Below are 24545 nucleotides of genomic sequence, written 5' to 3' on the forward strand. Positions count from 1 at the left end.
TTCGGGTTTTCCGCTATCATTCTTGCATGTCCTCGTCTTCCGAAACCAATGCGGCTTCCGAGCCGTCCCTGGCGCCGTCCACGCGCGTGCTGCGCCAGTTCCGCGTCGTCTTCAATTCCGTCAAAACCCATTTCCGCCAGGTCGAGCGCGAAGCGGGCGTCGGCGGCGCCCAGCTGTGGGCACTGTCCGTCATCGACCGCCGTCCCGGCATCGGCGTGACGGAACTGGCGCGCGAGCTGGACATCCACCAGTCCACCGCCAGCAACCTGATCAAGAGCCTCGTCGAGCGCGGCCTCGTGGCCACGAGCCGCGAAGGCACGGACCGGCGCAGCGTGTCGCTGCGCATCCAGCCGGCGGGTGCCGATGTCCTGCGCACCGCGCCCCTGCCCTTCACCGGCGTGCTGCCGGACGCCCTGTCCGCGCTCGACGCCGACACGCTGGCGCGGCTGGAGCACGACCTGTCCAAGCTGATCGCCCTGCTCGAGGCGGATGAAGCCAGTGCGAACGTGCTGTTGTCGCAGATGTAAAAAAGAAGCCCGCGGCAAGCCACGGGCTCAAGTGATACATTGGTATCCTCATCGCTGATCGCGAAGGCTGCAACAAGCAACCCCGCTCACAGCTTCATTGTCACATAAAACGTGTATTGAAGGCAATCACATTTGTGGCAATACATCAGACCCGCGGTTTGGCACAACGGGAATGCCGGCCCTCCACCGTGCAGGTATTCCGTTCCTTGCCGTCGCGGTCGTGGACGATCACGCGCCACGCATCCGGGCCCATCCTCTCCATCGTCATGAAACCGAAGCCGTCGATCCACGAACTCAGCGCCTCGAGCACCGCACCCGGCGCCGGCGGCTGCCCGGCGGGCGGCGTCTGCGGCAGCGGGACGATGTCTTCCGCCGTGCCGGCGAAGCCCGCGACGAACTGGGTCGGGTGATCGCTGCTAAAACTCGTCTGCTCCCACAGGTGCACGTGGCCGGACAGCAGGACGTCGATGGTCGCCGGCAGCAGGCGTGGATCGAGCGCGCCGAACACCTGCGTGAGCCCGGCGTCGCCGCCGAACAGCGTGACGGCGCCCGTGCGCGCATCGCGCAGCGCGCCGTAGGCGTACAGCGGATGGTGGTCGACGGCGATGTTGTAGCGCTGGCGGCGGGCCAGCCCCTCGATCTTGCGCCACGTGTCCGTGTAGCGCGCGATGGCCGGGTCGCCGGGCTTGAATCCGCGCCAGTTCGTGTTCGCGCTGTCGAACACGATCAGTTGTACGCCGCCGCCCAAAGGCACCGCATACGGGTCCGCGTAGTCCGCCTGTCCGTCCGCCGCCGGGTCGTCGCAGTTCGCGGCCGGGTCGTAGGCGTGGGCGTCGAGGAAGCGCCACCAGCCCTGCCCGCCGCGCGCGCACGACTCGTGGTTGCCGCGCGCGATCACCCACGGCGCCGCGGCCAGCAACGTGCGCGCGGGCGCGAAGAAATCCGCGTTCCACGCGTCCCAGCCATAGCCGTACGGGCTGCCGGCGCAGCCGGGGCGGTCCGCCGGACACGGGTCTTCGCGATAATGAAAATCGCCCACGTGCACGACAAGGTCCGGCTTCCACGCGGCCGCACTCGCGGCCACGCGCGCGAACGGGTACGCCCGCGGGTCGTTACAGTCCTGGAATTCCTTGCCCTTCAGGCGGCAGCCCGTGTCGCCGATCACGACGATGCGTTTCAGCTCCGCCGCCGGCAGCGGCAGCGGCTGGCCGGCGACACTCACCTGTGTTACGCCGGCCGGAAGCGGGGTCTCGCACGACAGCACCGGGGCCGATACGGCATCCGGATGAAAACTCGCGCTGTGGTCCTTGCCGCGCAGCGGGATCGGGCCGCGAGGGGCACGCACGGCCATCGTCGCCGTACGGCCGTCGATCGTGATCGCGGGACAGGTGGAGGCCGTGGTGACGGCGCGGGCGATCGGGGCGCCGTCCGCGCCCAGCATGACGAAGGCGGCGGCCGGCGGCGGTTCGGACGGCAGGCTCGCGCAGCCTGCCAGGACGGCGGCGACGGCGAGCAGCCGCAGGATCGGATGGATCATGGAGGGTCCGGGCAAAGTCGGCAATCTACCACAGCGGCGTCGCCATCGCCGTCGGCGCCCTGCTCGACGGCATTCCCGAGTCGATCGTGATCGGCCTGTCGATGCCGGGCGGCGGTGCTGTCGGCCCCGTGGCGGTCGGCGCCATGTCTCTCTCCAACGTCCCGGAAGGCCTGTCCAGCGCGGCCGGGTGGCGGTGTTCGCGCTCTGCAAGCCCGGGCGCTGACCGGGCGACCTACCGGTCGGTGCAGCGATCCCGACAGACGTCCGTCAGGTTGTTCGCGATACTGTACTGGATCATGTCGCTCAGGCTCTTGCAGCGCAGCTTGACCATCGCCCTGGCCTTGTGCGTGCTGATCGTCTTGATACTCAGGTTGAGCACGGCCGCGATGCGGCTGACGCTCCGACCGCAGACGAGCATGGCGAACACGAGGAACTCGCGGTCGCTGAGCGACTCGTGCGGCAACGCATCCTTACCTTCCCACATGTGCAATGCGACTTCCTCGGCGAGTCGCTCGCTCATATGGACCTTTCCCAGGCTCACCCGGCTTGCGGCCTCGAGAAGCTCATCGGCGGGGCGGCTTTTCATCACGTACCCCTTCGCGCCGCAGCGGATCGCCCGCATGCCGAAGTGAAGCTCGTCCAGCTCGGTATACACGAGGACGTGGGCGCGCGGCGCTACGGCCCTGATTTGGCGCAGGAACGTCTCCTCGCTTCCAGCTGCGAGTACCGGATCGACGAGGATGATGTGATATTGCTCGCTTTGCAATTTACTGATCAGGTCGGAACGACTTGTTGCCTCGCGGACTACTGTATCCCGCGCCTGCCTGGCAAAGAGCGTACACACACCGAGCCGCATCGTCTCGCTTCGATCAGCCACCAGCATCTGTATCATGCTGCCTCCGTATGGTTAATGGTTAGTAATGTTTAAGTAAACACATCCATGATTAACCAATTGTCACCATTGGTCAATTTACCGTTTTGAAATTGATTCTCACCGAACTTCACTGTCGCAAAATTGCTGCAGTGCCGCGAAATTTTGCATGCATATCCCATAGCCGTTGAGAGGTTTGATTAAAGTCAAATGCTGCATCGCATCAGGCCGTAAGCTTGACCTTGTTCATTTTCAATAACTTACACGCATTTTATTGCGCCATGTCAAGAAAAAAGCTTATTGCATCGGCGAGCATGCACCCGGAGATCATCGCCATCGGTCTCGAAGTGACGCTCGATCCCAGCCGGCGCCGCTATTATTCCGCGCTCGTCCTGACGCTCGCGGATGCTGCCATGCAAGAATTTGTGAGGATTCTCGCCGCTGAACCGCAGCGATCGCCCGGCGTCGAGCCTGATTCCAGTGGTGATCCAGCAGCAGGACATTAACTGATGGTTACCATCAATACTTCTTGCCGACCTGCATTCCGGGCGCCAGCGTCGGGCATTGCCCGATGAGCGGGCGGCGGCATGGACGCTTGCGTAACATCGCGTCGGCTGCCGGTTCGGCCCTCGCCAGGTCATGGGGCCGGCTTTGGGCAGCGGGCGCCATGACACATCGCGCCACCGCCGACCCGGCGCGCGGCGGCATCGAACGCCGCGTCGATGCCGTCACTGCGGACGTCATCCAGGTCGGCATTATTTTCATGAACGTCTACGGCCGGGACAACGCGGACGCTTTCTTCCTCACGGCCGACATCGTACCCACCGTCTACCGGAGAATCCTTGCAGGACGGTTTCGCCGGACAGTGCGCGGGGCCGATCCAGAGCCGGAAGGCATCCCGGCATGAGTCGCGCCGAAGACGAGCTACGGCATTTTCTTGGCGTCAATCGCAGGAAGGATCATGCGACGGCAGACATTGTCGAGATCGGTCTACTGTTCATGCGCGTCTTCGGCAACGACAAGGGATGGAGCTTCTTTCGCGGCACGCTGATCCAGCCGGAAGTGTGCTGGCGTGTGATGCGGCACAGGACACGCGGCTCACCGCCCGAGGTCGATCCCGAGCGCAAGGGCGGCATGGGCGGTCAACCGCCATGACGCCGGGCCCATGCATGGCTGGAACGTTGAGCGTGCCCGATGCCCGCGCCGGCGCCGCGCCCGTCACCCTGAATGTCCGAGCCGTTGATTGTTTTGAATCTATAACGTACAATCGTGTGTGGCTGTTATCGATAACCAAACCATCACGGAGACATCATGAAACGACGCCAGGTCCTGGCCGGGTTGGCCGCAACCGTGCCGGGCTTCGCCGCCAGCGCACTCCTGCCGCGGTCCGCGCTGGCGGCGAACGCCCCCGGCCCTTTCAAGCACGACTGGGATTCGCTGGCCGCGTACCGCACGCCGGACTGGTTCCGGAATGCGAAGTTCGGCATCTGGGCCCACTGGGGTCCGCAGTGCGAGCCGGAATTCGGCGACTGGTACGCGCGCAATATGTACAAGGAAGGCAGCGACGCGTACCGCCACCACCTGCAGAAATACGGCCACCCGTCGAAGTTCGGCTTCAAGGACGTGATCCGGCAATGGCAGGCGGCGCAATGGGACCCGGACGCCCTGCTCGCCCTGTACCGCAAGGCGGGCGCCCGCTACTTCGTCGCGCTCGCGAACCACCACGACAATTTCGACCTGTACGACAGCCGCTTCCAGCCCGACTGGAATTCGACGCGCATCGGGCCGAAGAAGGACCTGATCGCCGGCTGGGCGAAGGCGGCGCGCGCGCAGGGCCTGCGCTTCGGCGTCAGCGTCCACGCGGCCCACGCGTGGACCTGGTACGAAGTGGCCCAGGGCGCCGACAAGGCTGGGCCGTACGCCGGCATCCCGTACGACGGCGTGCTCACGGCGGCCGCCGGCAAGGGGCAGTGGTGGGAAGGACTGGATCCGCAGGCGTTGTACGCGCAGGCCCATCCGCTCAGCCGCAAGACCACCAAGCCGGCCGAATGGGGCGCGCAGTGGGACTGGGGCGGCGGAGCCACGCTGCCGTCGCGGCGCTACGTCGACAACTTCCACGACCGCACCATCGACCTGATCGACAAGTACGACCCGGACCTCGTCTACTTCGACGACACCGCCCTGCCCTTCTGGCCGTTCAGCGACGCGGGCCTGCGCATTGCCGCGCATATGTACAACCGCAGCATCGCCACGCGCGGCCGGCTGGAAGCGGTCATCAACGGCAAGATGCTCGACGAGCGGCAGCGCCGTTCCCTCGTGTGGGACATCGAGCGCGGCCAGAGCAACGCCATCGAACCGCTGCCCTGGCAGACGTGCACCTGCATCGGCGGCTGGCATTACTCGCGCCCGGGCTATGAGCGCAACGAGTACAAGAGCGCGCAGAAGGTCGTGCACATGCTGGTCGACATCGTCAGCAAGAACGGCAACCTGCTGCTCAGCGTGCCCGTGCGGGGCAACGGCACGATCGACGAAAAGGAACAGGCGATCGTCGAGGAGATCGGCCGCTGGATGGCCGTGCACGGCGACGCGATTTACGATACCCGGCCGTGGGCCGTGTTCGGCGAAGGTCCAGCGCAGCACCGGACGGCGCCGCTGACGGACCAGGGCATGAACGAGGGGAAGAACGCGCCGCTCACGGCCGCCGACATCCGCTTCACGGCGAAGGGCGATGCCGTCTACGCGTTCGTGATGGGCTGGCCCGCCGGCCGCGAGATCGGCATCGCCGCGATGGGCACGGCGGCCGGGCACCTGAAGAAGCCGGTCGCGCGAGTCGAACTCGTCGGCACCGGTGCACCGCTCGCGTTCCGCCAGGCGGCGGACGGGCTGAAGGTCACGCTGCCGTCGACGGCGCCCGCCCTGCCGTATGCGTTCGCCTTGAAGGTGCTTGCTTGAAACTGCGTTGAGCGTCGTTGGGTGGGGGCTCCCGCCCTCCCCTGTGCCCACGCGAACGGTCGTGAACGCAGGCGTCACGCGTGGGCACGTTCCATTCGAGGCCCCCGGCCCCGGATGCCGGCTCTACTTGACGCGCTGTTTTTCCAGCTTGCGCGCCAATGTGCGGCGGTGCATGCCGAGCCGGCGCGCTGCTTCCGAGATATTGAAATCCGTCTCGGCCAGCACGGCGTGGATCCGCTCCCATTCCAGCGTCTTGATCGACGTGGTACGGTTCGTCAGTTCCAGCTCCGTGTTGCCGGCGACGTGGCCGAAGGCGGCCTCGATGTCGTCCGTGTTCGACGGTTTCGCGAGATACTGCCGCGCACCGAGCTTGATCGCCTCGACGGCCGTGCCGATGCTGGCAAAACCCGTCAGAACGACGATCTGCATGTCCGGATCGTGCGCATGCAGCATCTGCACGCACGCGAGGCCGGAGCTGTTTCCCTTCAGCTTGAGGTCGACGACGGCATAGTCCGGCGCATGTTCCTTCAGCAGTTCCTGCGCTTCGTCGAGGCCCGGCGCCTGCAGCACCCGGTAGCCGCGCCGTTCGAAGGAACGGCCGAGGGTGCGCGCGAACGCGTCGTCGTCCTCGATGATCAGCAGGAGGCGGTCGTCATTGTCTTCATCCATGGACATGTCCCAGTTCCTTCTCGAGCGCGATCGCGGACAGCGGCAACGTCAGCGTGACGGCGGCGCCGCCTTCCGGCCGGTTGACCGCCTGCACGGTACCGCCCAGCGTGCGGGCCACGTTCACGACGAGGAACAGGCCCAGGCCGCCGCCGGGACGGCCCTTGCTGGACTGGTACGGTTTGCCGAACTGCGCCAGCATCGCCGGCGCGAAGCCGGGGCCGCGATCGAGCACGGTCAGTACGAGCGTGCCGTCGGCGACACCCGCTTCCACGCCGACCCAGTCGGGCGAGGCCTCCAACGCGTTGTCCAGCACGTTGTCGATCGTTTGTTTCAGGGCGGAGTCGAAGGCGACCGGCAGGTCGTGTTCGATCCGGTTGCGGTAGTCGAAGCCGCGCACGGGGCGGCTGTGCTGCCAGTCCGCGACGAGCTTGTCGAGGAAGCCGCGGATGGTCGTGCGCGCGGCCGATTCGCCACGGGTCTCGCCGGCCGACAGCAGGATGCCGCTGACGATGGATTTGCAGCGCTTCAGCTGCGTCTCCATTTCCGTGATCTCTTCCAGCAGGTCGGGGTTCGCCTTGAATTCGCGCATGCGCTTCCAGTCGCCGAGGATCACGGACAACGTGGCGAGCGGCGTGCCCAGTTCGTGCGCGGCGCCGGACGCGAGCAGGCCCATGCGCACGATGTGGTCTTCCTCGGCCGCGCGCTGTCGCAGGTCCGCCAGCTGGGCCGCCTTCGCTTTCAGGGTATTCGTGATGCGCGAGATGAACACGACGAGCAGCGCCGCGTTCAGCGTGAAGCAGATCAGCATGCCCTGCACGTACAGGCTGGAGATGCCGCGCGCATGGTCGAACGGCAGCGCGAGCGGTTTCGCGAACACGGACAGGCCGGCCAGGCACGCGAGCGTGATGGCGACGATGGTCCACGTCGACCACGCTTCCAGCAGCACGGCCGACAGGATCACCTGCAGCAGGTACAGGAACGCGAACGGATTCGTCGTCCCGCCGGCCAGGTACAGCTGCATCGTGAGGCTGGCCACGTCGACGAGCAGTGCGAGGAACAGCTCGTTGTTCGTGACGGGCCGGTGTTCGTGCCAGCGCAGGTGGCTGGCGATGTTGAAGGCGATGAGGCACGCGAGCACCTCGAGCATCTGCACGAGCGGCAGGCGCACGTCGAAGACGAGGATCGCGCCCGCGATGGTCGTGATCTGGCCGATGACGGCGATCCAGCGCAGCTCGATCAGCTGCAGCATGTTCTTGTGGCCGGCGACGTATTCGACGGCGGCGGCGTTGTCCGCGCCCCGTTCGAACATCCGTTTCAGCAGGTCAGTCGTGTCGTTCATCATTCTCGGGGTCGTTGCCGCGGCGGGCGACCCACCACCAGGCGGCGGCCACCATCAAGGCGAGAGCATACCAAGTGAACGCGTACACGAGGTGACTGTTTGGAAATTTGACGACGGTGAGGCCGCCGACGGGCCGGTCGGGGCTGTCCGGCGGGTTCTGTCCGGCGGCGGCGTCGACGAAGAACGGTGCCGTGGCGATGCCGCGCGCCGCGGCGATCGCGGCCACGTCGCGGGTGTACCAGCGGTTCGCCGCGGGGTCGTTCGTGCGCGTGAACGCGCCGTTATGTTCGCTCGTCCTCAGGAGACCCGTGACGGCGGCCGCCGGTCCGGCGTTCGCGCACGGATTTTCCGTGGCGCGCTGCGGCGTGTAGCGCGTGCGTGCGCCCAGTTCGGCGGGAATGAAGCCGCGGTTGACGAGGACGACGGTCCCATCCGCCATGCACATGGGCGTGAGCAGCCAGTAGCCGCTGCCGGCTTCGGTCAGCGCCTGGACGGGGGTGGTGAGATCGTAGAGATAAGTACCGTGCAGTTGCACGCGGCGGTACTCGGCGGATTCGGGCGTGATGCCGGCCCAGCTCGTGCGCGATGGCAGCGGCGCCGGGGCGGCGTGCACGCGTGCTTCCACGCGTGCGATGAGGTCCAGTTTCCACTGGAGGCGAACCACCTGCCAGGTGCCCAGACCGGCGAAGAGGACGATCAGCAGCAATGCCAGCACCGCCAGGACGGGAGAGACTCCCTTGCGGCCGGCCGGTGCCGCTGCGCGATCGTCCCTCGCCATTACTGCATGTCGTGCATGCCGTGTACCGAACTGCCGTCATTGCCCATGTTGGGCATCATGTTGGCGTTCATGTGGTACATGACCCAGATCGAACCGGTCAGGACGATGAACAGCAGGATGGCCGTGAGGATCAGCGCCATCATGTTCCAGCCGCCTTCCGACTTCGAGTTCATGTGCAGGAAGTAGATCATGTGCACGACGACCTGGACGGCCGCGAAGCCGAGGATCACGAACTTGGTCGTGCCCGGTGCCAGCTGGTGGGTCATCACGAGCCAGAACGGGATCGCCGTCAGGATCACGGACAGGATGAAACCGATCGTGTAATCCTTGAAGCTGCCGTGGGCGTGCAGGTGGTCGTCGTCGTGGTGGCCGTGCCCGTGGCCGTGGTCATGGCCGTGGGCGTGGTGAAGGTCGCTCATGGCAGGACTCCCATCAGATAAACATAGGTGAACACGCCGATCCAGATGACGTCCAGGAAGTGCCAGAACATCGACAGGCAGGCGAGGCGGCGGTAGTTGGCACCGTTGATGCCGTGCTTACCCACCTGGAACATCAGCGTGACGAGCCAGACGATACCGAAGGTCACGTGCAGGCCGTGGGTGCCGACCAGCGAGAAGAACGCGGTCAGGAAGCCCGAGCGCCACGGGCCGAAGCCTTCGTGGATCAGGTGCGCGAACTCGTCCAGTTCCAGGTACAGGAAGCAGGCGCCCAGCACGCCGGTGATGGCGAGCCAGACGAGCGTGCCTTTGACGTTCTTCTTCTGCGCGGCCAGCATGGCGAAGCCATACGTGATCGACGAGAACAGCAGGAACGCGGTGTTCAGTGCGACGGTCGGCAGCTCGAAGATCTCGGCGCCCGACGGGCCGCCCGCGTAGTTGCGGCCCAAAACGGCATAGGTCGCGAACAGGCAGGCGAAGATGAGGCAGTCGCTCATCAGGTAGATCCAGAAGCCCAGCAGCGTGCCGTTCTCCGGATGGTGCTCGCGCACGTAATAGCGCGAGCTCGGGTCGGCGCTCGCGGCGCCGGCGTGGGTTACGTTAATCTCAGACATGGGCTTCCAGCAAACGGGTGCGTTCTTCTTCCGTACGGGTCACTTCGTCCGCCGGGATGTAGAAGTCGCGTTTGTAATCGAACGTGTGGTAGATGGCGACGGCGAGCATGGCGACGAACGTCACGCCGACCAGCAGCCACATGTGCCAGATGATGCCGAACGCCATCACGAACGTGATGCCCGGGATGACCGGACCGGCCCACGTGTTCTTCGGCATGTGGATCGCCACGAAGTCCTTCAGCGGACGCATGTAGCCGTTCTTCTTCATGTCGGCCCACGAATCGTTGTCGTGCACGACCGGGGTGAACGCGAAGTTGTAGTCCGGCGGCGGCGACGACGTCGACCATTCCAGCGTACGGCCGCCCCACGGGTCGCCCGTCACGTCGGCCAGCTGCTTGCGGTTCATGATCGACACGAAGATCTGCATCAGCAGGCAGCCGATACCGGCGGCGATCATCAGGGTGCCCAGCAGCGAGACCTGGAACAGCCAGTGGATCGACGGATCGTCGAAGTGGCTCATGCGGCGGGTCACGCCCATGAAGCCCAGGATGTACGGCGGCGTGAACGCGACCCAGAAGCCGATCGACCACAGCCAGAACGAGTACACGCCCCATTTACGGTCCAGCTTGAAGCCGAACATCTTCGGCCACCAGTAGTTCACGCCCGCGAACAGGCCGAACAGCACGCCGCCGATGATGACGTTGTGGAAGTGGGCGATCAGGAACAGCGAGTTGTGCAGCACGAAGTCGGCCGACGGCACCGCCAGCATCACGCCGGTCATGCCGCCGATGATGAAGGTGATCATGAACGACACGGTCCACATCATCGGCAGTTCATAGCGGATGCGCCCCTTGTACATCGTGAACAGCCAGTTGAAGATCTTCGCGCCCGTCGGGATCGAGATGATCATCGTCGTGATGCCGAAGAACGAGTTCACGCTCGCGCCCGAACCCATCGTGAAGAAGTGGTGCAGCCACACGAGGTAGGACAGGACCATGATCACGACCGTCGCGTACACCATCGAGGTGTAGCCGAACAGGCGCTTGTTGCAGAACGTCGCGACGACTTCCGAATAGATGCCGAACGCCGGCAGGATCAGGATGTACACCTCCGGGTGGCCCCAGATCCAGATCAGGTTCACGTACATCATGGCGTTGCCGCCCAGTTCGTTCGTGAAGAAGTGCGTGTCGAACAGGCGGTCCAGGCCGAGCATGGCCAGCGTGGCGGTCAGGATCGGGAAGGCCATCACGATCAGGACGTTGGTGCACAGGGCGGTCCAGGTGAACACCGGCATCTTCATCAGGTCCATGCCCGGGGCGCGCATCTTGATGATGGTGACGACCAGGTTCACGCCTGACAGCAATGTGCCGACACCCGCCACCTGCAATGACCAGATGTAGTAGTCGACGCCCACGTCCGGGCTCGCCAGGATGCCGGACAGCGGCGGGAACGCCAGCCAGCCGGTACGGGCGAATTCACCGACGAACAGCGAGGCCATCACGAGGATCGCGCCGGCGGTCGTCATCCAGAACGAGAAGTTGTTCAGGAACGGGAACGCCACGTCGCGCGCGCCGATCTGCAGCGGCACGACGTAGTTCATCAGGCCCGTCACGAACGGCATCGCCACGAAGAAGATCATGATCACGCCGTGGGCGGTGAAGACCTGGTCGTAGTGGTGCGGCGGCAGGAAGCCGTGCGAGTCGCCGAACGAGAACGCCTGCTGGGCGCGCATCATCAGCGCGTCGGCAAAGCCGCGCAGGAACATCACGAGACCCAGCACCATGTACATGATGCCAATCTTCTTGTGGTCGATACTGGTGAACCACTCTTTCCAGAGATAGCCCCACAGCTTGAATTTGGTCAGCAGCGCCAGGCCGACGATGCCGCCCAGTGCCACCATGATAAAGGTACCGATCAGGATAGGCTCGTGGTAGGGAATCGCTTCCCAGCTGAGCCGACCGAAGATCAACTTCGCTAAGTCAAATTGCTCGTGCATGATTACTTCTTCTTCACAGAATCATTGGGCGTAGTGCAGACCTCGCCGTTGGCCTGGGCCAGGCGGGTCGCTGCCGCTTGTTGGGGCGCGTGGCGCAGCATGGCCATTTCACGGGCCTTCTTCGCGTCGTCGTTCATCATCTTGTCCATGCATACGGCGCCGTCGGCGACGCAGCGGTTCAGGACGCGATAGAACAGGTCGTTGTCGACCGCCGCGTAGTGGCGCACCGGCTCCTTGATACTCGGCTTTTCGAGCGTCAGGTACCCTGCGCGGTCGAGGTTGGCGCTGGCGGACTTGACCGACTGGACCCAGCCGTCGAAGTCGCCCTGGGGCACGCCACGGTACGAGAAGCGCATGTCGGAATAGCCGGCGCCGCTGTAGTTCGACGAGAAGCCGACCGACTGGACCGCTTTGTTCTGGACCGCGTTCAGGGTCGTTTCCATGCCCGGCATCGCGTAGATCATGCCCGCCAGTTCGGGCACGTAGAACGCATTCATGACGGAGGTCGCGCTGATCTTGAAGCGCACCGGCACGTCGACCGGCACGACCAGTTCATTGACCGTCGCGATGCCCTGCTCCGGATAGATGAACAGCCATTTCCAGTCCATCGCCACGGCCTGGATGACCAGCGGCTTGGCGGATGCCGGGATCGGACGCCCTTCGGCGATGCGGTCCAGCGGACGGTACGGATCCAGCTTGTGCGTCGAGATCCAGGTCACGAGACCCAGCACGATGATGATCAAGAGGGGCGCGCCCCAGATGACGAGTTCCAGCTTGGTCGAGTGGTCCCAGTCCGGTTCATAGGCTGCTTCCTTGTTGCTGGCGCGGTACTTGTACGCGAACCAGACGATCAGGAACATGACGGGAACGATGATCAGCAGCATCAGGATCACCGAAACGATGATCAGTTGCGCCTCTTGCTTGGCGATGTCGCCGGAAGGGTTCATCACCACCGTGTTACAGCCGGAAAGCAGCGCTAACAGGGGAGAGAGGAACATTCCGCGACGGAGGGTCTTTGGAATCATGCTTGTGTTTTACGTTACATGGGAAAAATAACATGCTAATGTAACGCCAACGGCGTGCGTTTGGCGATTGGACGTTTTGTCCTACCCTTTACCGTATTGCAGCATTTCAGAGGGTCCAGAAGGCGCCGGCTGAAAAAGGAGACGAAGACATGCAGAGCACCCCGAACACGTACGGCGGCGCAGGAGCCGCTCCCATCACAGCACCCCACTCCGGGGCCCGGAACATCAACAGCCGCGACACGAAAATCGCGCCTGGAGAGATCGCGGTCGGCGTCGTCATCGGCCGCGCTTCCGAATACTTCGACTTCTTTGTTTACGCGATCGCCTCGGTCCTCGTGTTCCCCGCCGTGTTCTTCCCGTTCGCGGACCGGCTCGAAGGTACGCTGTACTCGTTTGCCATCTTCGCGCTGGCCTATGTGGCAAGGCCGCTCGCGTCGCTGTTCTTCATGGTCATCCAGCGTCATTACAGTCGCGAGATCAAGCTGACCATCGCCCTCTTCCTGATGGGCTCCGCCACGGTCGCCATCTCGATGCTGCCCACCTATTCCCGCTGGGGCGAGTGGTCCATCGTCGCCCTGGCCATCCTGCGCATCGGCCAGGGCGTTGCCCAGGGCGGGTCGTGGGACGGCTTGCCGTCGCTGCTCGCGCTCAATGCGCCGCAGAACAAGCGTGGATGGTACGCCATGTTGGGACAACTTGGCGCACCAACGGGATTCATCATCGCCGCCGGCCTGTTCTCCTACCTGATGGCCGAGCTGTCGCAGGACGATTTCCTGGTCTGGGGCTGGCGTTATCCGTTCTACGTCGCCTTCGCGATCAACGTCGTCGCGCTGTTCGCCCGCCTGCGCCTCGTCTCGACGCCGGACTATACCCACCTGCTCGACGAGCATGAGCTGGATCCGGCCCCGGCCCGCGAAGTGATCGGCAACCAGGGTGCGAACATCGTCATCGGCGCCCTCGCCGCCCTGGCCAGCTATGCGCTGTTCCACCTCGTGACCGTGTTCCCGCTGTCGTGGATCCAGCTGTACGATACCCGTTCGATGGCCGAATTCCTGCAAGTCCAGATGATGGGCGCGGGTCTCGGCATCGTCGGCGTGCTGGCGTCGGGCATCATCGCGGACAAGTTCGGCCGCCGCAACACGCTGGGCACGCTGGCCGCGCTGATCGCCCTGTTCTCCGGCTTCATCCCGACCCTGATGGATGGCGGCGTGACCGGCCAGAACACGTTCATCCTGGTGGGCTTCCTGCTGCTGGGCCTGTCGTACGGCCAGGCCGCGGGCGCCGTGACGTCGAACTTCCTGCCGCAGTACCGCTACACGGGCGCCGCCCTGACGTCGGATCTCGCGTGGCTCGTCGGCGCCGCGTTCGCCCCGCTCGTCGCACTGGGCCTGGCCGCCAACTTCGGTCTCGGCTACGTCAGCCTGTACCTGCTGTCCGGCGCCGTCGGCTCGCTGGCCGCGCTGAGCCTGAACCGGGCGCTCGAGATCCGCAACTGAGCGACATATATATAGAGCAAAGCCGAGCCCCGGTACCCCCGGGGCTTTTTTTGTTGCCAAGAACCGGGGTCAGAGCCCGGTTTTTGGAAATGGCTCAGAAAATCTTGCCAAAAAAAGGGCTCTGACCCCGGTGATGTGGGCGCACCTCACACGCGTGCGCCCTGCTGCCTCACTTCCGGATCAGCGACCACTGCTGGTTGGCGCCCCCGTTGGACGGATACTGGATGATCTGCGCGCCGTCGGCCGTGCTCTTGTTTTGCACGTCCAGCACCATGCCGGAGAGCTGGTTCGCGACCGTGTAGTAACCCGCTGCCGGGCTGGCGAAACGCCACTGCTGGCCCTGCCCCGCCCAGTAGCCCCACTGCGCGATGTTCGTGCCGGCGGTCGTGGAGTTATTGTAGTCGTCCAGGCTCTTCAGGCTGTTGGCGTTGATGATGCTGTAGTACCCGTCGCCATGCCCGATCACATACCACTGCTGGTGGCGCGCGTTCGCATCGGTCGACTGCTGCACCAGTGCGCCGTCCGCAGTCGAACCGCCCGCCACGCCGAACACCTTGCCCGACAGGCGCGACTTGAACGCGTAGACGCCGTCGCTGATGCCGCCGCAGCCGGCGAAGTCGGTGAAGTTGCGGGTCAGGACCGGCCAGCCGGCGCTGTACGTCATGCGCTGGATGTCCAGCTTCGCATTGCCGTTGTCCGTCAGGTCGTAGTAGTGCGTGGAAACGAAGTGGCAGCCGTCCTGGCGCAGGTCGGCGATGTGGCCGGGGCCGCGGTACTTGCCGTCGGTGACCGGCAGGATCGTGCGTGTGCCGGAGTACGGGCCGCGGATGTTCGTCGCGCGCTGCACTTCGACGTAATACGTGGAGTCGACGCCCTTGCAGCAGCTGCCGCGGTTCACGAACAGGTAGTAATAGCCGCCGTCGCGCGTGATGTACGGCGCCTCGATGTCGCGTCCGCCGCCGCCCCAGATCGTCGTCACGCTGCCGGCCAGCTTGCCGGTGGATTGGTTGATTTCGGCCAGGCCGATGCCGCCGAAGAACGAGCCGTAGCTCAGGTAGACCTTGCCGTCATGGTCGCGGAACAGCGCGGGATCGATGGCGTTGACCTCGGCGCTGCCGCCGTACGACTGCACGACGATGCCGAGGTCCTGCCAGCTCGGGTTCTTCAGCGAGAGACTGCGCGCCACGCCGATCGCGGACGACGACGTGCCGAACGACGACACCGAGTAGTACAGGTAGTAATAGCCGTTCATCTGGATCACGTCCGGCGCCCAGTACGAGCCGGAGAAATTCGGGATCTTTTGCGTGACCCAGCCGGGCGGCGTGGCGAACACGGGGCCCGGCCCCGCAGCCCACGTCTTGAGATCCTTCGACGTGGAATACCAGATGCCGGTGCCGGTCGTGAAGTTGAAATACGTGTCGCCGTCCTTCGTGATGGTACCCGGGTCGTGGGCATTGTTCACGCCCAGCAGGTCGATGGCCCCGGCCGAGGCGCAGCCGAGCGCGAGGCAGCATGCTGCCAGCAGCTTTTTAAACATGGAGTCTCCTGTTTTATTTATACATATGGGTTGAACCCGCCACCAGCTTAGGCAATGCGGGTCGGCGCCACCAATGAAATAAAACAGGGGTGCGATTGCGATTTCGGTATCAGCCGAGTGCCGTGTCCAGCACCGTCATGAGGATGAAGCCGAAGACGAGGGCCACGCTGGCCCACGTGCCGTTGCCGTTCTGCTGCGCTTCCGGCACGACGTCGTTGACGATCACGAACAGCATCGCGCCCGCTGCGGCGGCCAGCGCGAACGGCAGCAGGCCGGCCGAGATGCCGATCAGGATGGCGCCGGCGACGGCGGCCACCGGTTCGATCAGGCCGGACGCGACGCCGAGCGCCGCCGACAAACCCCGTCCATAGCCGACCGTGCGCAGGGCCAGCGCGACGACGAGGCCTTCCGGCACGTCCTGGATCGAAATGCCGGTCGCCAGCGAGTTCGCCTTGTCGATGTCGACCCCCGCATACGCGACGCCGATCGCGAGGCCTTCCGGCAGGTTGTGCAGCGCGACGGCCCACACGAACATCCAGGCGCGCTTCAGGGAGTGCGCCGTGCGGGGATCGTCATGCGCCAGAATCCCGTCGGTCGACATGCAGCGGTCGAGGACGAGCAGCAGCGCCGCCCCGGCCATGATGCCGGCACCGACGGACAGGCTCGCGCCCCAGTTGCCGGCGCCACCCGTCTTCGCCGCAGCCAGCGCGGGGATCACGAGCGAGAACGCGGTCGCGCCGAGCATGACGCCGCCGCCGAAGCCGAGGAAGCAGTCGTAGGTGCGGTTCGAAAAATTCTGTGACAGCAGGATGGGCAAGGTGCCGAGCGCCGTCGCGGCGGCGGCCGTCGCACCGCCGACCAGGGCGCCGCGCACGTGGGGCACGTCCTGCAGCACGCCGGCGAGGTAGCCGAAGCCCGTGAAGATCAGGACGGCGCAGCCGAGGAGGCAGACGGCGCAGCCGGCGAGGCGGCGGGGGCGCAGCATCCAGGAGAGTGAGGCGGGTTTGGTCAGGGGTGATTCCATGCGCGGGCTCGGTGTTGGAGATGAACACACCGTCGCTCCTGCGCAGGCGGGAGCCCAATTTCCTCGGCAGAGCCGCGAAACTTGGGTCCCCGCCTGCGCGACGACGACGGCTTAGTGAAGCTTCGGCGCCCCCGGGCTCGGCTGCGCACCCGGCTGCACGGTCATGCCGTCAGCGAGGGTCTGGTTCCCCATCCCGAGTTCGGCACCGGTCGTCGGGTCGACATTCGGATCGGACATGGTGCGCTCGGCCATCTGCTTGAGCACGTCGACGTTCTTGGCCGGCAGCCTGACTTCGGCCTCGCCCGTGCCGCCGTCGACGGCCATCTGCTTTTCGCGGTCCGTGACGAAATCCCAGTTCTCGCCCTGGTTCCAGGAGCCGCGCATCTCGCCCGGGCCCTGCGACATGTTGAAGTAGGTGTTGGCGAAGCGCGGGTCGCCCGGCATCTTCCCGGACGGGAAGTTCGGCTGAATCGAGTACAGCGCCTTCTCGAACGACTTCTGGTGCGCGATCTCGCGCGTCATCAGGAAGCCCAGCGCTTCCTTCACGCCCGGGTCGTCGGTCAGCGCGATCAGGCGCTCGTAGACGATCTTGGCGCGCGCCTCGGCGGCGATGTTGGAGCGCAGGTCGGCGGTCGGCTCGCCGATCGTGTCGATGTACGCGGCCGTCCACGGCACGCCGGCCGAATTGACCAGCGGCGTGCCGGCGCCGTACAGCACCTGGGTCACGTGGCTGTCGTTGCCCGCCCCCTGGATCTTCTTGTACAGGTCCGCTTCGCTGTCGACGGCTTCCGCCAGGTCGCCCTTGGCGCCCTTGTTGAGCATGGCGACGATGTGGCCGATCACCTCGAGGTGGCTCAGCTCTTCCGTCGCGATGTCGAACAGCATGTCCTTGCGGCCCGGATCGTCTTCGCTGACGGCCTGCGTGAAGTAACGCATGGCCGCGGCCAGTTCGCCCTGCGGGCCGCCGAACTGTTCGAGCATCAGGTTGGCCAGCCCCGGATTTGGTTCACTGACACGCACGGTGTACTGCAGGCGTTTGTTATGTGCAAACATTCCGATTCCTCCAGTGTGTGATTGGATGGCCGCGCGGAACGCGTCCTGCATTACCGCGCGGACAAACGGAAGCGCCGTAGCGCGACCGGTCGATGCCATCTTGGCAGCGTTGCGGCGCCGAGTAATCAGAAACCAAGCCGTGTCTGTGTAGGATTGGAGGCGACATCCTGTCGAGCCGCGCGCGATTCTGAACACGTGGAAACAGTCGAAGATTGCCAGTCTGGGCCGGACGGCCCGTGCGTCATCCGCCGACAAGACAGTGCGGCGCCCTCCTACGCGGGAGCTCTAGCGTCGGCACTAACATGGATTTATCGCTACCCCACAGCCAACAGGAGACGATCATGTTTTCCCTGAATAAACTGAGTCCTTCCATCACCGACATGATCCGCTTCGATCACTCGCACGTGATGGTGACGTTCCACCAGTACACCCGCGACAAGCGCCCCAGCGTCAAGAAAGCGCTGGCGGAGACGATCTGCGACGCGCTGGAAATCCACGCGACGCTGGAGGAGGAAATCTTCTATCCCGTCATGCGCCCGCGCGCCCACGACCAGAAGGTGATGGACAAGAGCGAGCCGGAACATGACGAAATGCGCGCCGTCATTGCGGAGCTGCGCCGCACGGATCCGAAGTCGCCGCGCCACGACGAACTCGTGTTCGAACTGATGCGCGACGTGCAGCACCACGTGGCCGACGAGGAAACCGTGCTGCTGCCGGAAGCCGAGCAGACGCTCAGCAAGGACCGCCTGTCCGAGCTGGGCGCGCAGATGACGAAGCGCCGCCTGGAACTGGTGACGCCGAAGGCCGGCAAGATCGCGGCCAACACGGCCGTCGGCTTCTCGGGCAGCACGGCCGCCATCGTCGTCGGCGTGGCCAGCGCCCTGTTCGCGGCCCGCGCCTTTAGCCGTAAGCCGTCGCACGCCTGACCCTTTTCCGCAGCGGCGCAAGCCGCCTGCGCTCCCCCGGCATGGCGTTCCGCGCGCCTGCCTCGCCCGCAATCGCGTCCGCGCGTGGTTGCGGGCTTCTTCGCTTACTGACCCATCCAGCGCAGCAGCAAGGGCACGAGCCACGGCGCCAACAGCGCCGTGAGCACGCCGTTGATGCCCATGCCGAGGCCCGCGTACGCGCCCATCTCCGGACTGACCTGGAACGCGCGTGCGGTCCCGATGCCGTGCGACGCGACACCGAGCGCGAGGCCGCGCGCCGCATGCGAATCGATGCGCAAGGCGTTCATCAGGAAGCGCGCCGTCACGGCGCCGAAGATGCCCGTGCCGATCACGAGGACGGCCGTCAGCGCCGGCACGCCGCCCAGGTGCTCGGACACGGCCATCGCGATGGGCGTCGTGGCCGACTTCGGGCCCAGCGAGCGCGCCAGTTCGGGCGATGCGCCCATCAGCACGGCGATGCCGACCGCGCTGACGATGGCCGTCACGCACCCGGACACCAGCGCGCACGCGAGCGGGAACAGGCTGCGGCGCAGGCGCGGCATCTGGCGCGCGAGCGGCACGGCGAGGGCGACGGTGGCGGGACCGAGCAGGAAGTGGACGAACTGCGCACCGGCGAAATAGCGCTGGTACGACATGCCGCTGGCCGCGAGCACGAGGCTCACGAGGGCGATCGCGATGGCGACGGGATTGGCGAGCGGCGAAAAACCGCAGCGTGCATAGACCCATTGCGCGCACACGTAGGCGCACAGCGTGACCGTGAGGCCCAGCAGCGGCGACGCGGACAGGTAGACCCAGAAGTGGGTGAATTCCTCGACATTAAACATCGCGGCCCTCCCCGTTCTTGTGGGCGGGCGTGAGCGCGCGCAGCACGAGCGCCGTTACGGCAAGGGTCAGCAGGGTGCTGCCGACGACGGCCGCGCAGATCGCGAGCCAGTGCCCGCTGCCGCTCGCCGCGGCGACGATGATGCCCACGCCCGCCGGCACGAACAGCAGCGACAGATGGCGCAGCAACTCGTTCGCGCCCGCCTCCACGGTGTCGTGCAGGCGCGGGAACGCGACGAGCGCCACCAGCAACAGCAGCATGCCGGCCACCGGACCCGGCACCGGGAGCCGGAGCAGGAAAACGAGCCCCTCTCCCAGGCACTGGAAAACGAGCAGTACGGCAAACGCGATCAGCAAGCGACCTCCTTCGATGTGGGTTCCCCGAAGGATAGCATCCGGCTCAGCGCCGCGTCGGCTGCACGAGGCTCGTCATCGCATCCACATACGTCTTCTCGTCGTCGGCGTACAGCGACAGCAGCGGCGTGACGGAGACCTGGTTCAGCTTCGTCCTGCGCAGCGCGCCGGTCGCCGGATCCTTGAAGACGGCATACGGCACGTCCTGGATCACGTACGGCGCGCCGTTCACGTGGCCGATGATCATCAGCACGTGGCCCGGCACGACGACGAGGTCGCCCACCTGCGCCTCCCGCACCGCTTTTACGCGCGTTTCGTGGGTGTCGGCCGCCGTGAACGCGCGGTGTTTCAGCGCCGTCGACGTCCCCTGCAGCCCGGAACTGTGCTGCAGCAGCAGGCCCATGGTGCGGTAGGTCTCGGCGATCAAGCCGCTGCAATCGCGCGCGTCGAACTGGTGGCCCCACCCGTAACGTTCGCCGAGCAGCTTGAACGACTGCCGGATGATGTTCGCGCGCGTGAGCGGCAAATAGCCCGGCGCCGTATCGGCGCTGCGGCGAATCAGCGCCGGCCGGATCGCGAGCGAGCCGTCGGCCTGGCGCACGGGCAGCAGCACGGGCCACGATGCGTACGGACTCGCGCCGTTGACCGGCTGGTCGGGCGGCACGTCGGCGCGCGGCAGGGCCACGCCCATGTCGAGATCCAGCTGCGACACGGCAGGCAGCTCGCGCGTGTGGACCGTGGCCACATGGTCGCCCGTGACGACGCGGCCAGGCGGCAGCGCCGCGTAGCCGAACACCGCATCCGCCGTGCCGATGGCGATGTCGTCGGCGTGCACCCACGCCGGGCCCTGCGTCGTCACGGCGAGCAGCCAGCGGCCGTCCGCGCTCGCGTGCGCGACGAGCACGGGCTCGCCCGGGAACAGGGTGCCGGCCGTGAGGCTTTCGAAATCGGGTTGGTCGAGGCTCGCGTAGAACACGCGGTCGCTCGGGTAGGTGCGCAGTGCCGCGCGGCGTACCGCGAGGCCGTAGCGGGCCGGCGCCGTCACCGGGACCTGCCCGGCGGCCGTGGCGTCGCGGAGGGTCTGCAGGGTGTCCGGCCCGACGGGATGGCCGGCGGCGTCGACCGCGACCTTGACGGGCGTCTGCTGTTCCGCGCCGCGGATCCAGTCGAGCACCTGGCCGCGCGTGAGGGTCGCGGGCAGCTTGCGGACGTCGACGAAGCCGCCGCCGGGCGCGTACGCGGCGGCCCGCTGCGCGGCGGTGGCGCGGGCGTCCAGCAGCACGGCGTCCGGCCCGGGTGCGCGCCGGATCCAGTAGTCGGGGGACAGCATCGCCTCGTCGAAGGCGGGGATGCCCGCTCTCGACACGGCCGGCTGGGCGGCGGTAGCGGCGCCCGCGATGGCGAGGCCGCAGGCGATGGCGGCCAGGAAATGACGTGCGGCGTTGTGCGCTGCTGTCGTATGCATGGGTCTCCTCCGGATCGTGGATCCGGAAGTGTAGCCCAACGTGAACGTTTACGCGGCGGCCAGCGCCTTCAGCGGCCCCCCCCGCGCGGCGACGGCCGGACGCACCGGCGCCGGCGCCGCGCCCTCGAGCTTGAACTGGCCCACCAGCGACACGAGCAGGTCCGCCTGCTGCTGCAGGCTGTCCGCCGCGGCGGCCGCCTCTTCGACGAGGGCGGCGTTCTGCTGTGTCGTGCCGTCCATCTGCACGATGGCCTGGTTGACCTGGCCGATGCCCGTGCTCTGCTCCGCGCTGGCGGCCGAAATTTCGGCCACGATGTCGCTCACGCGGCGCACGCTGGACACGACGTCGTCCATCGTGCGGCCGGCGTCCCGCACGAGCGCGCTGCCCGCTTCCACCTTGCCGGACGCATCGCCGATCAGGGCCTTGATCTCCTTCGCGGCGGCCGCGCTGCGCTGGGCCAGCCCCCGCACTTCCGACGCGACGACGGCGAAACCGCGGCCCTGCTCGCCCGCACGTGCCGCCTCGACGGCCGCATTCAGTGCGAGGATATTGGTCTGGAACGCGATGCTGTCGATCACGCCGATGATGTCGACGACCTTGCGCGACGCGGTGTCGATCGCGGCCATCGTCTCCACGACTTCGGCGACGACGGCGCCGCCGCGGCGGGCCGTCTCCGACGCGGAGAGCGCGAGCTGGTTGGCCTGGCGCGCATTGTCGGCGTTCTGCCCGACGGTCGACGTGAGCTGTTCCATCGACGCCGCCGTCTCTTCTAGCGCGCCGGCCTGCTGCTCGGTGCGGCCGGACAGGTCCATGTTGCCCTGGCTGATCTCGACGCTCGCGGCCGCGACGCTGCCGGCGCTCGCGCGCACCTGCACCAGCACTTCCTGGATCTTGGTGACGAAGCCGTTGAAACCGGCGGCGATCCGTGCCAGCTCGTCGGTGCCCTTCGCGTCCAGGCGGGCGTTCAGGTCGGCGTTGCCGCTGGCGAGGTCCGTCATGGTGGCGCCGAGGACGCGCAACGGGCGGGTCAGGCGGCGCTGCACGGTCACCATCACGATGGCCGCGACGATCGCGCAGACCAGCGACGCGAACAGCGAATAGCCCATCAGCTGGCGCGCGCTGGCCGTGGCGACAGCGCGCGGGAACGACAGCTTGACGGCCCACGGCGCGAGGTCCGGGTGGAGGCGCAGCGGCTGCAGCAGGTGCACGACGCCGGTCGTGTCGATGTATTCATAGGTCTGGCCGGCGCGCACGGCCGCGAGCGCGGCGGGCGGCAGGTCGTCGGCCTTCTTGCCGTTCCGGCTCGTATCCGGGTGGCTCGCATACAGGCCGCCGTTGGAGACGAGCGACAGGCCGCCGCCGTCGATGACCTTGATCTTGCCGAGGATCTCGCCCAGGTGCGCGAGCTGGAAGTCGGCGCTGGCCACGCCGCGGAACTCGCCCTTGACGAGGATCGGCGCCACCAGCGACGCCATCATGATGTTCTTGCCGTTGACGGCATACCCGTACGGCTCGGTGAAGAATACCTTGCGCGTGGCCTTGGGGATGTCGTACCAGTCGTTCGCGCCCGGGGTGGTCGGGAACACGATCGGTTCCACGTGCAGCGTGCCGTCCGGGTTGCGCGTGTAGTACGGCATGTAGCGGCCGGTCGCGTCATATTCCGGCGCCTTGCCCGCGAAGTCGGCGTCCTTGCCGTCCAGCGCGTCCGGCTCCCAGGTCACGGCACCACCGATCAGGTCACCAAAGCTGCGCAGCATGCCTTGTGTCATCGCGGACACCTGCGGACGCGACGGCGCGATGTCCGCTTCGCGCAGCGCGCTCATCGCGGCGGCAAGGTTGGTGACGGCGCCCAGCTTGGTACCGATCTGCGCCTGCACGGCGGCGGCGGCTTCGCGCGCGGACGTGCGGGCCTGGTGCATGCTCGCGTCCTCGGCGGTGCCGCTGCTGCGCACGGCGATGACGGCCGACGTGACCGCGAGGCTCAGCACGACGAGCGTAGTGGCCGTCGCGCAGATCTTCGCGGTCAGCGAGAGAGACGACAGGGGGTTGCGACGCATTGTTTCTCCTCGATTCAAAATTTGCGGGTCAGCGACAACACGACGGCGCGGCGCGCGACGTTCGCCACGGCCAGGCGGCCGTCGCGGCGCGGCACGCCCGTCGTGTAGCCGTTGTAGATGCCGGTCGCACCGATGGCACGGGTGTAGTTCAGGGCAACGGTCCAGCCGTCTTCGAGCTTGTGCGTCAGGCCGGCCTTCAGGTCGCGCCAGTCCCAGATACCGTTGCCGCTGCCGGCCACGCGGCCGTCGCCGGCATGCAGGTTCAGGGTCAGTGACTTCGTCAGGGGCTGGTCGGCGCCGACGTCGAGGTAGCCGGTGCCGCGGGCATTCGCGATGCCGAAGAAGTCGCGGCTGAACGTGTAGTTGTAGCGGGCGTACAGCGATTTCCAGGCCACGCCGGCCGCCAGCTCGCCGTAGTCGAACGACGTGTCCGTCGCGCTGATGCGCGCGCCCGGGTATTTGTACCAGTAGACCATCGCGGACCAGCCGACGGGACCCGCGCTGCCGCTGTAGCCGCCGTACAGGTCCCATTCGACGGTGCCGCTCTCGATGAACCTGTCGCTGACGTTGACGACGGACGTGCCGGCCGACCAGCCGCTCGGATGCGCATAGTCGATGCCGGCCATCGCTGCGGGGCCGCCCCACGTCTGGCGGATGCCGCGCGAGACGTATTGCGAGCTGACGGCGACGGTGGCGCTGAGCGGGTCGTCGGCGGGCACCTCCGCCGTCAGCGGCGCGCCGGATTCGCCGGCGTGCGCGGACGAAGCCGCGGCCAGCAGCAGGAAGGTTAACGGAGCAAGGCGCCGGGTAGTCATGGTTTGTGGTTGAATTTCAGTAGGTATTGATGCCGTACGGAAATTCTAGTGCCGAGCTTGTGGCTTTTGGTTACAAACCGATGAGAAAATCTGTGGGAAACGGGCGAATGAGACGTGCGCGCAACACTCCGGTATTTGTCTGGAAATGAAGTGCACAGGTGTTCGCAAAAATCGCTTAACACCTTGAAAATGTTTGATTTCTTGTCCGCGTGCCGCTACCGTAACCGAT

24 protein-coding genes are annotated in these 24545 nt (G+C 66.1%); 7 read left to right on the plus strand and 17 right to left on the minus strand.

Annotated elements, in window-relative coordinates; genetic code table 11:
• The first annotated feature begins 26 nt into the window (after positions 1 to 26).
• Positions 27 to 527, plus strand: a complete 501-nt coding sequence (locus tag ACEN98_RS31230) for a MarR family winged helix-turn-helix transcriptional regulator (protein WP_413388718.1) — start codon at positions 27 to 29, stop codon at positions 525 to 527.
• A 145-nt stretch (positions 528 to 672) separates the two neighbouring features.
• Here the strand turns inward: ACEN98_RS31230 and ACEN98_RS31235 are convergent, their stop codons facing one another.
• Positions 673 to 2064 carry a metallophosphoesterase family protein gene (locus ACEN98_RS31235; RefSeq protein WP_413388720.1) on the minus strand — a complete coding sequence of 464 codons (1392 nt, stop codon included), beginning with the start codon at positions 2062 to 2064 and terminating at the stop codon, positions 673 to 675.
• A 232-nt stretch (positions 2065 to 2296) separates the two neighbouring features.
• Positions 2297 to 2956, minus strand: a complete 660-nt coding sequence (locus ACEN98_RS31240; RefSeq protein ID WP_413388722.1) for a LuxR C-terminal-related transcriptional regulator — start codon at positions 2954 to 2956, stop codon at positions 2297 to 2299.
• A gap of 215 nt (positions 2957 to 3171) precedes the next feature.
• Here ACEN98_RS31240 and ACEN98_RS31245 point away from each other — a divergent pair, with 215 nt between their 5' ends.
• The 4 genes from ACEN98_RS31245 (at position 3172) to ACEN98_RS31260 (ending at position 5887) form a co-directional block, all read left to right on the plus strand.
• Positions 3172 to 3441: a hypothetical protein gene (locus tag ACEN98_RS31245; RefSeq protein WP_413388724.1), complete on the plus strand. Its 270-nt coding sequence runs from the start codon at positions 3172 to 3174 to the stop codon at positions 3439 to 3441.
• A 161-nt stretch (positions 3442 to 3602) separates the two neighbouring features.
• The gene (locus ACEN98_RS31250; RefSeq protein ID WP_413388726.1) at positions 3603 to 3842 is read left to right on the plus strand and encodes a hypothetical protein; all 240 of its coding nucleotides are present in this window, start codon (positions 3603 to 3605) and stop codon (positions 3840 to 3842) included.
• Positions 3839 to 4090, plus strand: coding sequence for a hypothetical protein (locus tag ACEN98_RS31255; RefSeq protein WP_413340407.1), 252 nt, complete (start codon positions 3839 to 3841; stop codon positions 4088 to 4090). The genes ACEN98_RS31250 and ACEN98_RS31255 overlap by 4 nt, the downstream gene beginning before the upstream one ends.
• 156 nt (positions 4091 to 4246) lie before the next feature.
• Entirely contained in the window at positions 4247 to 5887 is a 1641-nt protein-coding gene (locus ACEN98_RS31260) for an alpha-L-fucosidase (RefSeq protein WP_413388727.1), read from the plus strand.
• Between the two features lie 123 nt (positions 5888 to 6010).
• Here ACEN98_RS31260 and ACEN98_RS31265 read toward each other — a convergent pair whose 3' ends face one another.
• From ACEN98_RS31265 to cyoA, 7 genes are read right to left on the minus strand one after another with little or no spacing between them, the layout of a single operon-like run.
• Positions 6011 to 6562 carry a response regulator transcription factor gene (locus ACEN98_RS31265; protein ID WP_413388728.1) on the minus strand — a complete coding sequence of 184 codons (552 nt, stop codon included), beginning with the start codon at positions 6560 to 6562 and terminating at the stop codon, positions 6011 to 6013.
• On the minus strand, positions 6549 to 7895 hold the full coding sequence (locus tag ACEN98_RS31270) for an ATP-binding protein (RefSeq protein ID WP_413388729.1): 1347 nt from the start codon (positions 7893 to 7895) through the stop codon (positions 6549 to 6551). Before ACEN98_RS31270 ends, ACEN98_RS31265 begins: the two co-directional genes overlap by 14 nt.
• A complete protein-coding gene (locus ACEN98_RS31275; RefSeq protein ID WP_413388730.1) occupies positions 7879 to 8673 on the minus strand; it encodes an SURF1 family protein in 795 nt (264 codons plus the stop codon). The genes ACEN98_RS31270 and ACEN98_RS31275 overlap by 17 nt, the downstream gene beginning before the upstream one ends.
• Positions 8673 to 9092, minus strand: coding sequence for a cytochrome o ubiquinol oxidase subunit IV (gene cyoD / locus ACEN98_RS31280; protein WP_413388731.1), 420 nt, complete (start codon positions 9090 to 9092; stop codon positions 8673 to 8675). Before cyoD ends, ACEN98_RS31275 begins: the two co-directional genes overlap by 1 nt.
• Positions 9089 to 9724, minus strand: coding sequence for a cytochrome o ubiquinol oxidase subunit III (gene cyoC, locus ACEN98_RS31285; RefSeq protein WP_413340396.1), 636 nt, complete (start codon positions 9722 to 9724; stop codon positions 9089 to 9091). The genes cyoD and cyoC overlap by 4 nt, the downstream gene beginning before the upstream one ends.
• Positions 9717 to 11720, minus strand: a complete 2004-nt coding sequence (gene cyoB / locus ACEN98_RS31290; RefSeq protein WP_413388732.1) for a cytochrome o ubiquinol oxidase subunit I — start codon at positions 11718 to 11720, stop codon at positions 9717 to 9719. Before cyoB ends, cyoC begins: the two co-directional genes overlap by 8 nt.
• A gap of 2 nt (positions 11721 to 11722) precedes the next feature.
• Positions 11723 to 12745 carry a ubiquinol oxidase subunit II gene (gene cyoA, locus ACEN98_RS31295; RefSeq protein ID WP_413388733.1) on the minus strand — a complete coding sequence of 341 codons (1023 nt, stop codon included), beginning with the start codon at positions 12743 to 12745 and terminating at the stop codon, positions 11723 to 11725.
• Between the two features lie 149 nt (positions 12746 to 12894).
• Between cyoA and ACEN98_RS31300 the strand changes: the two genes are divergently transcribed.
• Positions 12895 to 14241, plus strand: coding sequence for an MFS transporter (locus ACEN98_RS31300; RefSeq protein WP_413340390.1), 1347 nt, complete (start codon positions 12895 to 12897; stop codon positions 14239 to 14241).
• Positions 14242 to 14410: 169 nt separating this feature from the next.
• Here ACEN98_RS31300 and ACEN98_RS31305 read toward each other — a convergent pair whose 3' ends face one another.
• The 3 genes from ACEN98_RS31305 to ACEN98_RS31315 form a co-directional block, all read right to left on the minus strand.
• Positions 14411 to 15778 carry a family 43 glycosylhydrolase gene (locus ACEN98_RS31305; protein WP_413388734.1) on the minus strand — a complete coding sequence of 456 codons (1368 nt, stop codon included), beginning with the start codon at positions 15776 to 15778 and terminating at the stop codon, positions 14411 to 14413.
• A gap of 109 nt (positions 15779 to 15887) precedes the next feature.
• Positions 15888 to 16802 carry a ZIP family metal transporter gene (locus tag ACEN98_RS31310; RefSeq protein WP_413388735.1) on the minus strand — a complete coding sequence of 305 codons (915 nt, stop codon included), beginning with the start codon at positions 16800 to 16802 and terminating at the stop codon, positions 15888 to 15890.
• A gap of 111 nt (positions 16803 to 16913) precedes the next feature.
• Positions 16914 to 17855, minus strand: coding sequence for a manganese catalase family protein (locus ACEN98_RS31315; RefSeq protein ID WP_413344715.1), 942 nt, complete (start codon positions 17853 to 17855; stop codon positions 16914 to 16916).
• A 341-nt stretch (positions 17856 to 18196) separates the two neighbouring features.
• On the opposite strand from ACEN98_RS31315, the gene ACEN98_RS31320 reads away from it, so the two are divergent.
• A complete protein-coding gene (locus ACEN98_RS31320) occupies positions 18197 to 18781 on the plus strand; it encodes a hemerythrin domain-containing protein (RefSeq protein ID WP_413388736.1) in 585 nt (194 codons plus the stop codon).
• A 104-nt stretch (positions 18782 to 18885) separates the two neighbouring features.
• On the opposite strand, the gene ACEN98_RS31325 is transcribed toward ACEN98_RS31320, so the two are convergent.
• Genes ACEN98_RS31325 through ACEN98_RS31345 form a run of 5 tightly spaced genes read right to left on the minus strand, consistent with a single transcriptional unit; the run spans position 18886 to position 24316 of the window.
• The gene (locus ACEN98_RS31325; RefSeq protein WP_413388737.1) at positions 18886 to 19626 is read right to left on the minus strand and encodes an LrgB family protein; all 741 of its coding nucleotides are present in this window, start codon (positions 19624 to 19626) and stop codon (positions 18886 to 18888) included.
• Complete coding sequence (locus ACEN98_RS31330) at positions 19619 to 19981, minus strand: CidA/LrgA family protein (protein ID WP_413344709.1); 363 nt, start codon at positions 19979 to 19981, stop codon at positions 19619 to 19621. The genes ACEN98_RS31325 and ACEN98_RS31330 overlap by 8 nt, the downstream gene beginning before the upstream one ends.
• Positions 19982 to 20024: 43 nt before the next feature.
• Positions 20025 to 21443 (minus strand): SH3 domain-containing protein, encoded by a 1419-nt coding sequence (locus tag ACEN98_RS31335; protein ID WP_413388738.1) that lies wholly within the window; start codon positions 21441 to 21443, stop codon positions 20025 to 20027.
• A gap of 48 nt (positions 21444 to 21491) precedes the next feature.
• A complete protein-coding gene (locus ACEN98_RS31340; RefSeq protein WP_413388739.1) occupies positions 21492 to 23501 on the minus strand; it encodes a methyl-accepting chemotaxis protein in 2010 nt (669 codons plus the stop codon).
• A gap of 14 nt (positions 23502 to 23515) precedes the next feature.
• Positions 23516 to 24316 (minus strand): TorF family putative porin, encoded by an 801-nt coding sequence (locus ACEN98_RS31345; RefSeq protein ID WP_413388740.1) that lies wholly within the window; start codon positions 24314 to 24316, stop codon positions 23516 to 23518.
• Positions 24317 to 24545: the final 229 nt, after the last annotated feature.

Origin of the sequence: Massilia sp. CT11-137, from assembly GCF_047302885.1 — a bacterium.
Lineage (GTDB): Bacteria > Pseudomonadota > Gammaproteobacteria > Burkholderiales > Burkholderiaceae_D > Telluria > Telluria orientalis.

Coding starts and splice junctions, on each gene's coding strand:
- ACEN98_RS31335 (WP_413388738.1), bottom strand. CDS start 21,443: ATGCATACGACAGCAGCGCACAACGCCGCACGTCATTTCCTGGCCGCC.
- ACEN98_RS31300 (WP_413340390.1), top strand. CDS start 12,895: ATGCAGAGCACCCCGAACACGTACGGCGGCGCAGGAGCCGCTCCCATC.
- ACEN98_RS31240 (WP_413388722.1), bottom strand. CDS start 2,956: ATGATACAGATGCTGGTGGCTGATCGAAGCGAGACGATGCGGCTCGGT.
- ACEN98_RS31260 (WP_413388727.1), top strand. CDS start 4,247: ATGAAACGACGCCAGGTCCTGGCCGGGTTGGCCGCAACCGTGCCGGGC.
- ACEN98_RS31255 (WP_413340407.1), top strand. CDS start 3,839: ATGAGTCGCGCCGAAGACGAGCTACGGCATTTTCTTGGCGTCAATCGC.
- ACEN98_RS31305 (WP_413388734.1), bottom strand. CDS start 15,778: ATGTTTAAAAAGCTGCTGGCAGCATGCTGCCTCGCGCTCGGCTGCGCC.
- ACEN98_RS31265 (WP_413388728.1), bottom strand. CDS start 6,562: ATGTCCATGGATGAAGACAATGACGACCGCCTCCTGCTGATCATCGAG.
- cyoA (WP_413388733.1), bottom strand. CDS start 12,745: ATGATTCCAAAGACCCTCCGTCGCGGAATGTTCCTCTCTCCCCTGTTA.
- ACEN98_RS31275 (WP_413388730.1), bottom strand. CDS start 8,673: ATGGCGAGGGACGATCGCGCAGCGGCACCGGCCGGCCGCAAGGGAGTC.
- ACEN98_RS31310 (WP_413388735.1), bottom strand. CDS start 16,802: ATGGAATCACCCCTGACCAAACCCGCCTCACTCTCCTGGATGCTGCGC.
- ACEN98_RS31315 (WP_413344715.1), bottom strand. CDS start 17,855: ATGTTTGCACATAACAAACGCCTGCAGTACACCGTGCGTGTCAGTGAA.
- ACEN98_RS31345 (WP_413388740.1), bottom strand. CDS start 24,316: ATGACTACCCGGCGCCTTGCTCCGTTAACCTTCCTGCTGCTGGCCGCG.
- cyoD (WP_413388731.1), bottom strand. CDS start 9,092: ATGAGCGACCTTCACCACGCCCACGGCCATGACCACGGCCACGGGCAC.
- ACEN98_RS31325 (WP_413388737.1), bottom strand. CDS start 19,626: ATGTTTAATGTCGAGGAATTCACCCACTTCTGGGTCTACCTGTCCGCG.
- ACEN98_RS31340 (WP_413388739.1), bottom strand. CDS start 23,501: ATGCGTCGCAACCCCCTGTCGTCTCTCTCGCTGACCGCGAAGATCTGC.
- ACEN98_RS31320 (WP_413388736.1), top strand. CDS start 18,197: ATGTTTTCCCTGAATAAACTGAGTCCTTCCATCACCGACATGATCCGC.
- cyoB (WP_413388732.1), bottom strand. CDS start 11,720: ATGCACGAGCAATTTGACTTAGCGAAGTTGATCTTCGGTCGGCTCAGC.
- ACEN98_RS31230 (WP_413388718.1), top strand. CDS start 27: ATGTCCTCGTCTTCCGAAACCAATGCGGCTTCCGAGCCGTCCCTGGCG.
- ACEN98_RS31250 (WP_413388726.1), top strand. CDS start 3,603: ATGACACATCGCGCCACCGCCGACCCGGCGCGCGGCGGCATCGAACGC.
- cyoC (WP_413340396.1), bottom strand. CDS start 9,724: ATGTCTGAGATTAACGTAACCCACGCCGGCGCCGCGAGCGCCGACCCG.
- ACEN98_RS31270 (WP_413388729.1), bottom strand. CDS start 7,895: ATGAACGACACGACTGACCTGCTGAAACGGATGTTCGAACGGGGCGCG.
- ACEN98_RS31235 (WP_413388720.1), bottom strand. CDS start 2,064: ATGATCCATCCGATCCTGCGGCTGCTCGCCGTCGCCGCCGTCCTGGCA.